Genomic DNA, 14,688 nt, shown 5'->3' with positions numbered 1-14,688 from the left:
TGTGAATATTTTGTCAGGACTGGCAGTGCCCTCTGGCTACAAATGGTTGCTTGAAAAGGCACTGGTCGGGTATGAGCCGTTTACGCAGTTGCAGCCGTGGCACTACTTGCCGTTGGAGCAATGTTTTTGGGCGTCGGATCGTTGGCCCGGCGTTACAGATAAACGATTGCTCGCATTTGCAAAGCGACAGGACTGCGATGATCTCGCTTGCTTCGTAGTTGCGGCAGACGACTCTGTTCAGAGCATTGCGCTGATCCACGGATGGACGGGGAGCGGCTACGAACTATGTCAAGAATTTCCTGATTTCTGGGCGTGGCTTAAACATATCGTAGATGACATAGCAGATTGGGTGAATGCGGGGGAGTGATTAAGAAATGAGGATCATCCTTCCGGTCGCTGTGTGGGAGAGTCACGAAATAGCGGCAGCGTTGCCGTCTGATGTGGAGTGGTATCTATCGTAATTGGGAGTCTTTTTTGCGCGGCGGTGGATATGAGGGCAATTGATAGAATTGCGGTTGTTTGTGTTGTGACTTTGGTGGGCGCATGCGCATCGAAACCTCAATACGAATTCGATGCGCAGAAAATGACGTCGATCAAGACGATTGCGGTCGATGTGTCTAGACCAACAGTGTATTTTGCTGTTATGGCGGGCGGTCCAATAATCGTTCCGATTCCAGGCGTGGATCTGTTGGCTGCGGCTGTCGGCGGGGCAATCGCCGGAGGGACGGCGGCCGTATCGACTCGCACCAACAAGGACTTCAACGATCTCGTCAAGAGTGAGCTCGGCGATACCGGACTCAACCGTAAGTACATCGAGGCACTGGAGGTCGAGCTACGAGCGCAAGGCTACCAAGTGAAGGAAATCGATCTTGGCCAGCCCGACATGCCAAAAATTTCAGGGGATTGGCTCCATCCGACGTTGAAAGGTGAGGCCTATACGGGGGCGGACGCAATTCTAATTGCGCCGGCTAACACGGGCTATGGCGCAAATGGATTGGGGTGGCCATATGTTCGATCCGTTAATAGCCAAATTCGAATTTTTTCGACAAAGACGTTTGAGCCAATTTTTTCGCAAAATATATTTTTTCCGACTCCTAGTCATCTAAGTCCGACCTCCGGAAGTGGGGGCGTTAATAAAAATACGGGCTCTAACTTCGCATCAGATGCCAAGGAGAATGGTCCATATGTCTATCCCTTCTATGCCGATCTGGTGAAAGACCTGCCCAGTGCCATCAAGGGGATTGATGAGGCGCTCATGAGCTTCGTGCCACAGTTCCGCACTGCGCTACTGACCGGCCGAGGAATATCTCAATCGGCCAGTGAAAGCAAGAAGTAAGAAAAGGCTGCAATGACATGAAGAAAGTCAACGAAATTGGGCGATTCGTGCGCGCTAAGCATCTATCAATACTCCTAATGATGTCATCTCCGGCTTGGCAGAATGCCGTATTTGCCGGGACCATCGTTCCTGATGGCGGTACAGCGACGTCTGTTTCGGTGGGCGTGGGTGGCCGCCAAACCGTCAATATTGCTCCTTCAGTCGGCGGCGTCTCGAACAACACCTACTCGTCGTTCAACGTCTCGAAAGCTGGTGCCGATTTGAACAACGTCGGCATCAATGCTCGCACGATCGTCAACCAGGTCACGAGCACGAATCCATCATTGATCCAGGGCAATGTCAACGTCCTTGGCCCGCGCGCGAACGTGATCCTGGCGAACCCAAACGGTGTCACGGTCGACGGCGGTAGCTTCACGAACACGGGCCACGTCGTGCTGTCGACCGGGCAGGTGAGTTTCAACGACATTACGATCGCGCCTGGTGTCGTGCAACGCAACGTGGTGTTGACGACCGACCGGGGCGCAATCACGATCGGCCCCGGTGGCTTGTCCGGCACACTGGTCAACCTCGACCTGATCGCCAAGCAGTTGAGCATCAACGGTTCAGTCACGAACGGTTTCACAAGCTCGACGAGCGGTATCCGTGCGATTGTCGGCGACAGCACGACCACCTACGACACGAGCTTTTCGCCGTCTGATAACGGACACGACTGGCTGATCAATACCACGACGCCGGGCACGAAGAGCAACGCGGTCGCAGTCGATATTACGGCGGCAGGCGGCCTGACGGCCGGTCGTGTGCAACTGATCGTCACGGACCAGGGTGCGGGCGTGCGTAGCCTCGGCAAGATTTATGCGAGCGCAGGCGACGTCGTATTGACGTCGACTGGCGATGTGACGGTTGCAGATGGCTCGGTCAAAGCTGAGCGTGATGTGTCGATAACGACGCCGGGCGCGGTCACACTGCAAGGGGCGCAAGTGAGCGCCGCAAACAACACGACCGTTCAAGCCGGCAGCATCACGCTGTCGGACGACGCCTTGGGTCGTTCGTTCGTGAGTGCAGGCAACACGGTCAGCCTGACGAGTAGCGGGGCGATTTCCAACACCGGTAGCCAGATTCAGGCTGGTACGGACAGCGATGGTACGACGAGCGGCGGGAATGTTGTTCTGAAGGCAGGTGGCGACATCAAGAATCGCTCAACCGCAAGCAACACCGCAGTCGTCGTTGCAGATAACGGCAATGTCACGCTGGATGCTGGTGGCGGCATCACGAACGGCAATGCGCGTGTTCAAGCGAACGGTACCACTTCCCTGATTGCGGGTAGCGACGTAGCGATCACGGATGGCTCGATAAAGTCCGGCGGCGACATGTCGATCACGACACCTGGCGCGCTGTCGATTCAAGGTGCGCAGTTGGGCGCTGGGCACGATGCTACCGTTCAGGCGGGCAGCGTAGCCTTGTCCGAGGACGTATCAGGCCCGGTAACGCTGAGCGCGGGTAACGCGGTTACGGTTACCAGCAAGGGTGCCATCGCCAATACGGGCAGCATGATCCAGGCGGGTACGGTCGCGAGCGATGGTTCAGCGACTGGTGGCGACATCACGCTTAACGCTGCTGGCGACATCACGAACCGTTCCACCGCAAGTAACCTTGGCATTGTCTTCGCTGCGAAGGGCAATACCAAGCTGACCGCCGGCGGCAACATCATCAACGACAACGCCCGTTTTCTGTCGAACGGGGCGATCGAGCTGAATGCGGCCGGAGATGTGCAAAACCTGATCGACCACACGGGCGGGACCAATGTCGGCCAGCCTACCGCCTATTCGGATCGTGGGGGCAGCTTTCTGTTCTTCACGCACACCACGAGCGGCTTCAATGTCGATTACGGCACTGTCAGCCGACCTGGTCAACTCGCCTTCATCGCGGCCACACACGGCCCGGTCACGATCAACGCACGCAATTTCAGCAACTCGGGCGGCATCGTCCAGTCGAATGATTCCGACGTAAAGATCACGGCGCAGAACGCGTTCACGAACGCAGCCGTGTTCTCGGGGCAGGCGAGCTACACGCGTAGTTGCTGGATTTTCTGCCACGCGGATGCGTCGAGCAATGTGACGCCGTACGGCGGAACGATCCAGGCGGGCGGCAACATCAATATCAAGGCGGGCAGTGTTGCCCGCAACATCGGCGGCAACGTATTCGCGACGGGTGACATCAAGGTCGACTCGCCGATTACCTACGCGCAGGGCGTTACCGGCTACTCGGCAATCAACCAGCACCGTGGCTTCAAGGCGTTCTTCGGGAGTACGTGGGCCCAGATCATCGCAATGGACGTCGGTGGCGGCTTTACGGCAAACGGCAGCGTGACGCTGACGGGCGATGGCGTGATCGACGGCGGTTCGTTCAGTGGCGGGACGGGCGTCACGGCGGCTGGTGGTATCACGACTGTGCGCGCGCCTTCGCGTACTCCGGTGCAGATCGACCAGCACCTGGGCCTGACGACGTGGTGGTGGCGATGAAGAACCGTGCTGCACTGATCGTGCTGTTCTCGATGTCTGCTGCGCTGCTGGCGACGCTTGTGATCGTCCTGGTGACAGCACCGCCACCATCCATTCAAACCGTCGCGCCGGCTGGCGCGCATCACCACGTCAGCCAGGAGTGACCATGCGAGTTTCGTTCAAGCGGTGGCTGGGTGCGCTCCCGGCTGTCGCGGTGATGCATACGCCTGTTTTCGCTCAGACGTCGCCTGCGCCGGCTGGTCGGCCGGTTCAAGACCCGGCGCAGCTGATTATCGAGCAGCAGCGCGAGCAGGCTCGGCAACGCCAGCTCGAACAGCCGCCGGCCTCAATCACGGTTGCGCCACCTGCGTCGGATGTGACGCTCGACTATCCGTCCGATACGCCGATCAGTACAATCAACGAATCAGGTCCGACCTTCGCGGTGAAGCAGGTCGTCCTGCTGACGCCGGGTGGTCAGCCGTTCGATGTACCCGCTGGAATCTCGAGCGAGCGGCTCGATGCTGTCGTAGCGCCGTTCGCCGGGCAAGATCTGGGCTCGCACCGCATCAACGTGCTGTTGAAGCGATTGACGGATGTGTTCGTTGAACGAGGATTCGTCACGACGCGCGCATTGCTTGGTCCGCAGAACCTGAGTACGGGCACGCTTAAAGTCACGATTCAGGTGGGCTTGATCGAGGCGTACACCATCAACGGAAAGCCAATTCACCGGCTCAAAACGAACGAGGCGTCGTCTGGTGGAGGCTGGTTCACCGATGCAGGCTATGAGAACGTATTTCCAGCCTCGTCAGGTGACCCGCTGCGCTTGTCCGACATCGACCAAGGCGTCGCGCAAATCAACCGCATGCGCCGCAATCAGGCGACCGTACAGATCCTGCCGGGTCAGAATGCAGGTGAGTCGGTTGTCGACGTCACCAACAAGTCGGGCGATCGTCTGTACTACAACCTCGGCGTGGACAACTACGGCAGTTCGGCTACGGGCGTGACGCGCTATCGCGCCGGCGTTGAAGCTGACAACCTGCTCGGCCTGCAGGAATCGCTGAGCCTGAACTTCCTTGACAGTGAGGACAGTAACGCACTGGTAGGATCGTTCGCGGTGCCGTTTGGTCGCAATACGTTCAGCTACACGATCTCCGATTCGGAGTACCAGCAGGTGATCGGCACGACAGCGCTGGAATATGGCCGAACGCTGTCCCACATCTTTGGTTGGAATTACCTCGTGAGCCGAAGCGTCAGCGACATCACGAGTGTTGATGCGACGTTGTCATGGCGGCGCACCGATCGGGAAGTCAACGGGATCGATCTCGATCCGCAGCGCCTTGCGGTATTCCGTCTCGGCGGAAACTGGCTGCACAAGTTCGTGATGAACGACTCGCAAGGAAACTTCACGCTCAATGCTGGGTTATCGCAGGGCCTGCCTTGGCTGGGTGCGAGCCATGACCAGCATGGCATTACCCGCGAAGACGCTCACAGTCAGTTCACCAAAGTCGATGCGACTGCCGCCTTCACTCTGCCTCTGCCGAAGCTCGGTCGTGCAATGCTCGCGTACCGAGGTGTGCTGAGCGGCCAATTCACGAATGCGGCGCTTTACGGTTCTGAGCAACTGTATTTGGGCGGGATGGACACGATTCGTGGTTTTCGGTCGGGCGAGATCGCCGGTGACCGGGGCTTGTACTCGCGCAACGAGCTCGCGTGGGTGAATGCGCCGGCATGGAAGAACGGCCGTATCGAACCGTACGTGTTCATCGATGCCGGCAAGGCAAACCTGATCGCGGTGCCAGGATTCCCGACACTAGCGGGTGCAGGCGCGGGAGTTCGGGTCCAGTGGCAGTGGGGCAAACAACTGTTGTCCGGCGAGTTGCTGGTCGGCCGCGCATTGGCTCAGCCCGCGGCGCTTGGCTCTAAAGCGACGCTGGTTCTTGGAACTGCCAATTGGTGGTATTAGCGCGCGATATGTTTCCTCGTGTCTTGACTGTCCCCCCGGTCGAGATGCATTAGCGTGGTGCTCGTGGGTGCCACGCGCTTTTTATTTGGCCGTGCCCAGGTCCCGTTATAGCCTGGGCGCTTTGCGCGGCGAATACCACTGCCGCGCACTTTTTATTCTTTGTCGAAGATGAACATGCAACGTATCTCAACTCGAATCCTGATCGCCACGGCGCTCGCGTGGCAACTGTCGGTGCCGGCTCACGCGGACACCACCGTCAACGGTACGCCGATCACCGATGCTGAAGTCAACGCAGTGCTCCAGGCTTCGAAGCAGCCTGATACGCCTCAACTCCGGCAGGCGATCAAGAATCAGCTCATTGCACGGGTGCTGATCCAGCAGGCCGCCGAGAGGGCGAACTACGGAAGCAAGCCGGAGGTGCAGGCTGCTGCGCAAGTGGCAAAGTCCAACGCCGAAGTCCAACTGTATCTTAAGGACAACATCAAGCCTGCGCCGGTGACCGATGCGCAGGTCAAGGCGCGTTATGAAGAAATCGTCGCATCGCTCGGCAAGGATGAAACCAAGCCGCGCATCATCGTAACGAAGGATGCGGCGACGGCCGCGACCGTGCTGGCGCAACTGAAGTCCGGCCAGTCATTCGAAGCGCTGGCACGTCAATACAGTCAGGCGCCGACGGCCGCGGCCGGTGGCGAACTACCGTGGGTAAGTTTCAAGACACCCGTGACAGAAGGGAAGACACAGGGCTTGCCGCTCGCTGTCGCGCAGGCGATCACGCAATTGCCGGTTGGCGGTGTGACGCCGGAGTCGATTCCGTTGGGTAATGACGTTAACGGACCGCGTGCGATCGTCAAGGTTGATGCGAAGCGGCCCACCCAGGTGCCGTCGTTCGACACGGCGAAGGCAACGATCCAGCAGCAATTGCAGGTGCTCGCGCTGGAGAAGGCCACGGCCGACTTTGTCGGCGGTTTGATGAAAGACGCGAAGATTCAGCAGTGAGGAATGCGGCAGTGGAAGAGGATGTAGAAAATCCCGAGAAGAATGACAAGGTGCAAATACCGCGTCAATTGGCGCGGTTGAAGGCCGCAGCGGAGTCATTCGGTTGGCCCACCACGGCGAGTATTTGGTCGGGCTATGCAGCCCATTGTGAATTTGTCTGTGCTCGTGGACATTATTTCGAACGACAAGGAACATATGTGCTGTACGGCGAATCCGCGAGCATGCTGTGTCCAAGGTGCCGCTTGACCCAACAAGACACCATGGTCGTTGCCAAATGACGCGTACGCGAATGGCGGTAATCGGAAGTCTGTTGGTGCTGTCGGCTACGACGGCGTTTGCTGAGTATCGCGAGGCGTGGGTGAGTCCCGGCGAGCTGAAGAGTCTGGCGGCAGCGCAGAAGAGCACGAGCAGCAAGACGCCCGCTAAAACACCAAAGAAGGCGAATGTAGCTTCGTCGCCTCGTCGCGATAAACAAGGTCGCATACCGGGTCAACTCTCGTCAGATCCGATCGCTGCTTTTGCGCGCGACGGCGGAGGAGCCAGCGTGCCGAGGAAATCACAAGCAACTTCGCCCCCGCCTTATAAGGCTAAGGTCGCTCGTCGGAAAGTGAAAGCGGACAGTGGCACTGGCCGCCGAATGAAGGCAGTTACTCGGTCAATGGTGTAACGGTACTCGTTTTGGCATATGCGCACGCGACTGAAAACACATTCGCAGGTTCTTGAAAAGGGAGAGATTCAAATGCAAAGATCCAAATGTTTTGCTTCGGTAGTGGCGGCTGCCGCTGTTCTTGGGTTGAGCGGTTGCGCGACCGAGTCGTCGCGTACGCTCGACGTGCCACCCGTCAGCAGCGCGCAGAAGCCATATGCCGGCAAGCCGGTCGCGATTGCAGTCGGCAAGTTCGATAACCGTTCGAGCTATATGCGCGGCATCTTCTCCGACGGTATCGACCGACTCGGCGGCCAGGCGAAGACGATTCTCGTCACGCGACTTCAGCAGAGCCGGCGCTTCAACGTGCTTGATCGCGAGAACCTCGACGAGATCAAGCAGGAGGCCGGGTTTATGAAGAAGGCGCAGGCTGTGAAGGGCGCGAACTATGTGGTGACGGGCGACGTGACGGAGTTCGGCCGCAAGGACGTGGGCGATCAGCAGTTGTTCGGCATCCTCGGCCACGGCAAGACGCAGGTCGCCTATGCGAAGGTCAACCTCAACATCGTCGATACGACGACGTCGGAGGTTATCGCATCGAGCCAGGGTGCGGGCGAATACAGTCTGTCGAACCGCGAGATCATTGGCTTCGGCGGCACCGCGAGCTATGACTCGACACTGAACGGCAAGGTGCTTGACCTCGCGATTCAGGAAGCAGTCAATCACCTTGTTGAACAGGTCGACGCAGGCTCGCTCAAGACGGCGCAGTAAGCGCCGCGGAGTTCATTGATTCAAACGTCAAAATAAGGAAGAACTATGAAACGCGGTATTGGGCTGTCGGTGATTGCGACCGCCTTGCTGCTTGCTGGTTGCGCGGCGCCGACCACGCCGCCGCTTTATCAGTGGAACGGTTATCAGCCGCAGGTGTATGAATACTTCAAGGGCAAGACGTCGCCGCAAGAGCAGATCGACGCACTTGAGAAGGCACTCCAGGAGATTCGCGCGAAGGGCAACAAGCCGCCGCCGGGTTTTCACGCACATCTCGGGATGCTATACGCCAGCGTTGGTAACGGGCAGCAGGCCGTGCAGGAGTTCCAGGCTGAAAAGGATTTGTTCCCGGAATCAGCAGGCTACATGGACTTCCTGATGAAGAAGCCCGCGCAACAAAAAACTGCCAAACAGTAACGTACCCGCCATGTTCAAAACACTTTCATTCAAGCTGCTGTCCGTGCTGTCGATCGCCGTGCTGTTGAGTGCGTGTGCACAGTCGGTCACGCGTCCCGACTATACGGCTTTCAAGAAGAGCCAGCCGCGCTCGATTCTCGTGCTGCCGCCAGTGAACGAGACCAACGATGTCACTGCGACCTACGGAATGTTGTCGCAGATGACGCAGCCGCTCGCCGAGGCCGGATACTACGTCGTGCCGGTTGCAGTGATGGACGAGACCTTCAAACAGAACGGCCTGACGAATGCGGCCGAGATCCAAGGCACGTCGCCGACGAAATTGCGCGAGATCTTTGGTGCGGATGCTGTCCTGTATTCCAAAGTGACGCATTATGGATCGGTTTATCAGATCATCGACAGCACAACAATAGTTGCGGCGTCGGCGAAGCTCGTCGATTTGAAGACAGGCGATGTGCTCTGGCAGGGCGAAGGTCGGGCGACTGGCAAGGAGATCGGCAATAACGTCAGCGTGGGCGCATTCGGGATTGTCGGCGTGCTTGTGCAGGCAGCGGTCAAGCAGGTTGCGCATTCGCTGTCGGACGAAGGCCATGACGTTGCTGCGCTGACGAGCAACCGCTTGCTGTCGGCCGGGCCTCCGAAGGGATTGCTGTATGGTCCGAGATCGTCGAAGTTCGGAACTGATTGAGCTTGTTTTGATCCGTGCCGGCGCAACAGCACATGGAGTCGTTGTAGCAGATTGAAGGCAGCGTAACTATGCCCAGAATTGATGAACCTGCTCGGCTTAGCGTCGGCCGGGAAAATCGTGAGACCCCGGCGGTCCGACGCTTCGATGCCACGGTTGGCGCGATCACGGCAAAAGAGCCCGTCGATGACGCCGAAACCGAAGACGTAGATCTGACGGATTACCTGATGCGGGCGTGGTACGACCTGATTCATCGGTCGCCGACGCCCGTACCACGATGCCCGCATTGTGACGGGCTACGCATTCGGGCCGAGCGCCCTTCTGGCAAGAGCAAGCTGCCGACCTATTTTTGTCATACGTGCAAGAAGAGCTTCAATCGTTTGACCGGTACGCCGTTTGCAGGTCTCCAGAATCTGGGAAAGGGCACAGAAATGATTCCGCTGCTGTCGCGGCAGATGTCGATGATGCAGGCGGGTGAACGGCTGGGTCGCACACAAAAGGCTGTACTGTCGTGGTTGTTGGCGTTTCGGCGCTTTCTATTGGAACTCGATCCGTCGGGGCGATGGGAGGCTCGTGTTCGACTTGGCGTGCGAGTTGCACCGCGCGCACGTTGTACGAAGTGCGGATTCGAGGGCGGGTTCCTGTCGGGCGGATTCGATCCTCAGCGGCGGCGGCGTATCCGCTGCCCGAAGTGCGGGCGTAGCCGGCTCCTGGATGTGTTGCAGGATGGGGGAAGGCGTCGAAGGCGAAGTGATGCACGATGCGATCGACACGGCAATTCGAGTGCGTCGCAAGGTGCATCCAAAGATGCTCGTGCCGGTCGTGGCACGTGTGGCGAGCGTCAGTGATGCGGCGCTCGAAGCGAAGGTGCGGGATCGCATACTGTGGAGCGAACGCGAATTGCCGGAACGCTGGCTGGCTCCCGGACCCGTCGAGCGAGTCGAGGATGCGGTGCTGTCAGCGTTTTTGCTGGAGCGGATCGAGACGGTATTGAGTCAGAGTACGGAGTCACCGCAATGTCCGTGGTGTGGCAGCGAACACACGGAATATCATCCGCAGCGACGGCCGAATGGACTGCCCGGCTTCCGGTGTCGCGCATGTTTGTCTTATTTCACGCGAATATCGAACACCCCGTTGAATGGTCCTCATATGCGCAAGCATTCTTTGCAACTGGCGCGGATGCTGGGATGGCGGGAGACCGGTAAGGCTGCTGCCATTGAGCTCGGCGTTGATTCAGCGGTCGTCAATCGGTGGGTGCATGGCTTGCGTCAATGGTTGCTGGTGCTCGATCCGAGTGGGGGCATGGAAGCGCGGGTGAGGCTGGGCGTTGGCCGGGAGCAGATTGCACGGACGTGCGAAAAATGCGGGCATACTGGGCCGATCCGACTGCTGGGGCCGACGAATCGACCGCCGACGGCGAATGGAGAGCACCAGTACAAATTCAAATGTGGCAGTTGTGCACGTCATAGTCGAACGTGGTTGTCGCCAGTCGATCGTGGGGGCGTGTCGTAGGCCGACCGGTAGGATGTGTGCGAGATATTTCGACGCCGTGGTTTTCCGGGAAAATTGGATTAGCCGAGGGACGTAATGGGGCTTCTAGACAGATTGCTCGATAAGGCACACGTATCAAGCGGCGAACCGCGGAAAGCGGTTTTTCGGGTGCTACTTGATGACGAGGGGCGAGTTCAGGATGTTGTGCTGAAGCAAAGCAGCGGCAGCCCGGAGATCGATCAACGAGGCCGAGCGAAATTCATGAACATGCGATTCCCGCCAGGGCGCTTGGGACCGACGTCAAAGAAGGCCCGACGCTGGCATGAGTTTGCTTACTCTGGCGAAGAAGACAAGTAGCGGCGTGATTGATCCGACGCGCGTGGTGCAAAAAATAGTCTTCGATTGTGAGTGGCGTGCGACGTAGCTTTTGGCAGGGCTACGACTACGCGAGGAAAAAGAATGAAGGACCAACGAACGGAAGCTGAGTTTCCTCAGGATCATCAGCAAGCAAGAGCGCAGTATACGGCAGTCTGGATCGTAGTCTGCTTCGTCTCGCTGCAGTCAGGCTTTGCGATGATCCACTTTATCACGTGGTTATTGCATAGCTACAGTGATTGGGGCTCGACGTTTTATTCGTCGTCATGTATCGCTCTGTGGTCGATAACGATTGTGTGGTCGACGGTATCCCTGATTTCAGTTGTTCTGCTCTCGATGGGGCATCGGGCAGGGCGCAGCTTGTATATGTGCGGAGCGATCGTCTGGGAGCTCACGATATTCGTATTGGCGCCGTTGCCGCTTGCGTTTAGCGGTGCCATTCTGCCGTTGTTAGTGTTGTTGCTGCTATACGGTCGCAGTACCCAGAGGTATCTAAACGATGGTGCGGCGCTGGCGCGCGATAGAGACGCGACGAAGCGTGGCACCATTGCTGCGGCACTATGGGCCTTTGCGGCAGCTTATTTCTACGCGGTGTTCTTTGTGCAGCTTACCAACAAAGGGTGGTTGGCTGATATTACGAACGGCCCGCAACGCTTGTTGGTCGTTCTTGCGATGCCACTTGTTCTGTTCATTGCCGTTCTGGCGACTCGCAAGGGCACGCGGCAATGGTGTGTCGGGTTATTCATGGTCGTGTCAGGACTGTCTGCATTTTTTGCGCTGCTAGGCTACGTTCCATATAGTCGAGCACTAGTGGGTACACTCGGTCCCGGCTACGCGGAGTATTCGTTGCCATGGGCCGGGGCAACGATGTGGGTAGGGTGCTTGCTGCTCTTGGGTAACACATTGATTTCGATATTTCGACCAGTTAAACGAAACGCGCGTTCAGATCGCTGGGCAATTGATTGACATCATGATTCGGAATAGATCAATTATTAGAACCTTGGTAAGCACGAGACCAGTACCGTCTGTGAACGCTCGGTGACGAGTGCCATGATGTCCTGTGAAGGACACGAATGACCAGTCGTGTCCACGATAGGAGTTGTGGACAGAGTGACTCAGACAGTCGAGATCCCGCCGAAACGGCAAACTCGCCGACATCCCACGGAATGGAAGCGGACCATCGTCGCGCTGACATTCGAGCCCGGCGCATCGGTCGCCCGTGTTGCTCGCGAGAACGGCATCAATGCCAATCAGGTGTGGGCATGGCGTCGCCTCCATGCGCAAGGCCTGCTAACGGACGATGCGATTCCAGACGCAATGCTGCCGGTTGTCGTCAACGAACCGTCTCAGCCGTCGATGGCGCTCGAGGTGCCGACTGCGACCGACAACATACCGTCCGGCTCGATCCAGATCCAGCATGGCAAGACGTCGATTCGCATCGAAGGCGCGCCAGACCCGGACGTGCTGCGTTCTGTTCTCGATCGCATTTTACGATGATCGGTCTGCCTCAAAACACGCGGATCTGGATCGCGGCGGGCGTCACCGATATGCGATGCGGCTTCAATTCGTTGGCCGCGAAGGTACAGACGGTGCTGGAGAAAGATCCGTTCTCTGGACACGTGTTCGTGTTCCGGGGCAAGCGCGGTGACCTGCTGAAGTGCTTGTATTGGAGCGACGGCGGGCTATGTTTATTGGCGAAGCGGCTCGAGAAGGGGCGTTTTGCGTGGCCGCGTGCTGACGCCGGCGTGGTCGCGCTCACAACCGCCCAACTGTCGCTCTTGCTCGAGGGTTTCGATTGGCGGCAGCCGGTCGAAGCCGCGCGCCCACGCAGCGCGCTGTAAACCATTGTTAACTGGTGCTCGCGTGATCATGGGCAGTCGTAAACTGTCCTCATGGAATCGACCTCGACCGCGCTGCCCGACGACATCGACGCTTTGAAAGCGTTGCTGCGTGAGCGCGACGCCCAGGTCGCCGAGCTGCGGCAGCAACTCTCGTCGCGCTCACTTGAGATCGAGCACCTAAAGCTCACGATCGCGAAACTGCGCCGCATGCAGTTCGGCCGTAAATCGGAGAAGCTGGATCGTCAGATCGAGCAGCTCGAATTGCGGCTGGAGGATCTGCAGGCCGACGAAGGCGCCGCCGATGTAGCAGCCGCTCCCGAGGCAAAGCGGCCGCGCCGCGAAGGTCCGAGCCGCAAGCCGCTACCCGAACATCTTGAACGCGAAGAGCGCGTCCATCTGCCCGCCGATGATGACTGCCCCGATTGCGGTGGACAGCTCAAGCCGTTGGGCGAAGACGTCGCGGAGCAACTCGAATACGTGCGTGCGCACTTCCGTGTGATCCGTCATCGCCGCCCGAAGCTGGCCTGCGCGCGCTGCGATCGCATCGTGCAGGCTGCGGCGCCGAGCCGCCCGATCGATCGGGGCATCCCGGGTCCGGCGCTGCTCGCCCACATCGCCGTGTCGAAGTTCGCGTACCACCTTCCGCTGCACCGCCAGGCGGTGATGTACGCGCGTGACGGCGTCGAGATCGATCCCGGCGCGATGGGCTACTGGATGGGCAGCATCACGGCGCTGCTCGCACCGTTGGTCGACGCCGTGCGCCGCTACACGCTGGCCTGCGGTAAGGTGCATGCGGACGACACTCCGCTGCCGGTGCTGGCGCCGGGCAACGGTCGAACGAAGACAGGACGTCTCTGGGTCTACGTGCGCGATGATCGGCCGAGCGGCTCCGACGAACCGCCGGCGGCCTGGTTCGCCTACACGTCAGATCGCCGCGGTGAGCATCCGCAGCGACATCTCGCTGACTTCACTGGTGTGCTGCAGGCCGATGCGTTCGCGGGCTATGCCGAGCTATATCTCGACGGGCGCGTCCAGGAAGCCGCATGTATGGCTCACGCGCGCCGGAAGATCCACGACCTGCATGCGGTGCGCCCCAACGCCGTGACGGAGGAGGCGCTGCGCCGGATCGGCGCGCTCTACAAGATCGAAGAGCAGATCCGCGGCAAGCCGCCCGACGAACGGCGCAGTGTGCGCCAAGCGCGGGCGGTGCCGCTGCTCGACGACATGAAGCGTTGGTTCGAAGCGACGCTCGCCAACCTCTCTGCAAAATCTGACACGACCAAGGCGATTCGGTACGCGCTGAATCGCTGGCCAGCGCTCGTCTACTACTGCAGCGATGGGTGTGCGGAGATCGACAACCTGATTGCCGAGCGAGCATTGCGAGCCGTCGCTCTCGGACGGCGGAACTATCTGTTCGCCGGCGCCGACTCCGGTGGCGAACGTGCCGCCGCGATGTATAGCCTGATTGGCACGGCGCGCTTAAACGGCCTCGATCCCGAGGCGTATCTCGCCTACGTGCTCGAGCGCATCGCCGACTATCCGGCTAACCGCGTCGACGAGCTGCTGCCGTGGAACGTGGCGCCGTCGCTGCCGCCTACTGCTCGCGTCGACCCCATCCGATAGCGTCGCAGAGCTCCGCAGTCAACAACCTGCACTACGGTACTGCTCGGGCGCT

General features: G+C 59.1%; 14 protein-coding genes and 1 pseudogene. All 15 read left to right on the top strand.

What is annotated here, in order from left to right; translation table 11 throughout:
• Nucleotide 1: 1 nt before the first annotated feature.
• Nucleotides 2-367, top strand: coding sequence for a hypothetical protein (locus VXM69_RS00990; RefSeq protein WP_367188819.1), 366 nt, complete (start codon nt 2-4; stop codon nt 365-367).
• A gap of 216 nt (nt 368-583) precedes the next feature.
• Complete coding sequence (locus tag VXM69_RS00985; protein ID WP_367188818.1) at nt 584-1,336, top strand: hypothetical protein; 753 nt, start codon at nt 584-586, stop codon at nt 1,334-1,336.
• Between the two features lie 17 nt (nt 1,337-1,353).
• Entirely contained in the window at nt 1,354-3,855 is a 2,502-nt protein-coding gene (locus VXM69_RS00980; protein ID WP_367188817.1) for a filamentous hemagglutinin N-terminal domain-containing protein, read from the top strand.
• Nucleotides 3,852-3,998, top strand: a complete 147-nt coding sequence (locus VXM69_RS00975) for a hypothetical protein (protein ID WP_175905701.1) — start codon at nt 3,852-3,854, stop codon at nt 3,996-3,998. The genes VXM69_RS00980 and VXM69_RS00975 overlap by 4 nt, the downstream gene beginning before the upstream one ends.
• 2 nt (nt 3,999-4,000) lie before the next feature.
• Nucleotides 4,001-5,797, top strand: a complete 1,797-nt coding sequence (locus tag VXM69_RS00970; RefSeq protein ID WP_367188816.1) for a ShlB/FhaC/HecB family hemolysin secretion/activation protein — start codon at nt 4,001-4,003, stop codon at nt 5,795-5,797.
• A 168-nt stretch (nt 5,798-5,965) separates the two neighbouring features.
• Nucleotides 5,966-6,793 carry a peptidyl-prolyl cis-trans isomerase gene (locus VXM69_RS00965; RefSeq protein WP_367189210.1) on the top strand — a complete coding sequence of 276 codons (828 nt, stop codon included), beginning with the start codon at nt 5,966-5,968 and terminating at the stop codon, nt 6,791-6,793.
• Nucleotides 6,794-7,532: 739 nt separating this feature from the next.
• On the top strand, nt 7,533-8,210 hold the full coding sequence (locus VXM69_RS00960; protein WP_124522299.1) for a CsgG/HfaB family protein: 678 nt from the start codon (nt 7,533-7,535) through the stop codon (nt 8,208-8,210).
• A 45-nt stretch (nt 8,211-8,255) separates the two neighbouring features.
• Complete coding sequence (locus VXM69_RS00955; protein ID WP_175905703.1) at nt 8,256-8,624, top strand: DUF4810 domain-containing protein; 369 nt, start codon at nt 8,256-8,258, stop codon at nt 8,622-8,624.
• 10 nt (nt 8,625-8,634) lie between these two features.
• A complete protein-coding gene (locus VXM69_RS00950) occupies nt 8,635-9,309 on the top strand; it encodes a DUF799 domain-containing protein (protein WP_367188815.1) in 675 nt (224 codons plus the stop codon).
• Nucleotides 9,310-9,377: 68 nt separating this feature from the next.
• A pseudogene (locus VXM69_RS00945) lies at nt 9,378-9,845 on the top strand (DUF746 domain-containing protein); the annotation flags it as partial.
• Between the two features lie 187 nt (nt 9,846-10,032).
• On the top strand, nt 10,033-10,818 hold the full coding sequence (locus tag VXM69_RS00940) for a DUF746 domain-containing protein (RefSeq protein ID WP_367188814.1): 786 nt from the start codon (nt 10,033-10,035) through the stop codon (nt 10,816-10,818).
• A gap of 438 nt (nt 10,819-11,256) precedes the next feature.
• Nucleotides 11,257-12,138: a hypothetical protein gene (locus VXM69_RS00935; RefSeq protein ID WP_367188813.1), complete on the top strand. Its 882-nt coding sequence runs from the start codon at nt 11,257-11,259 to the stop codon at nt 12,136-12,138.
• A 117-nt stretch (nt 12,139-12,255) separates the two neighbouring features.
• A complete protein-coding gene (locus tag VXM69_RS00930; RefSeq protein ID WP_080298168.1) occupies nt 12,256-12,669 on the top strand; it encodes a transposase in 414 nt (137 codons plus the stop codon).
• Nucleotides 12,666-13,013 (top strand): IS66 family insertion sequence element accessory protein TnpB, encoded by a 348-nt coding sequence (gene tnpB, locus VXM69_RS00925; protein WP_038785480.1) that lies wholly within the window; start codon nt 12,666-12,668, stop codon nt 13,011-13,013. The genes VXM69_RS00930 and tnpB overlap by 4 nt, the downstream gene beginning before the upstream one ends.
• A 51-nt stretch (nt 13,014-13,064) precedes the next feature.
• Nucleotides 13,065-14,636 carry an IS66 family transposase gene (locus VXM69_RS00920; RefSeq protein WP_367188812.1) on the top strand — a complete coding sequence of 524 codons (1,572 nt, stop codon included), beginning with the start codon at nt 13,065-13,067 and terminating at the stop codon, nt 14,634-14,636.
• Nucleotides 14,637-14,688: the final 52 nt, after the last annotated feature.

This window comes from Burkholderia sp. Ed8, from assembly GCF_040761425.1.
GTDB lineage: Bacteria > Pseudomonadota > Gammaproteobacteria > Burkholderiales > Burkholderiaceae > Burkholderia > Burkholderia seminalis.
This window is presented reverse-complemented; position numbering and strand designations above follow the sequence as displayed.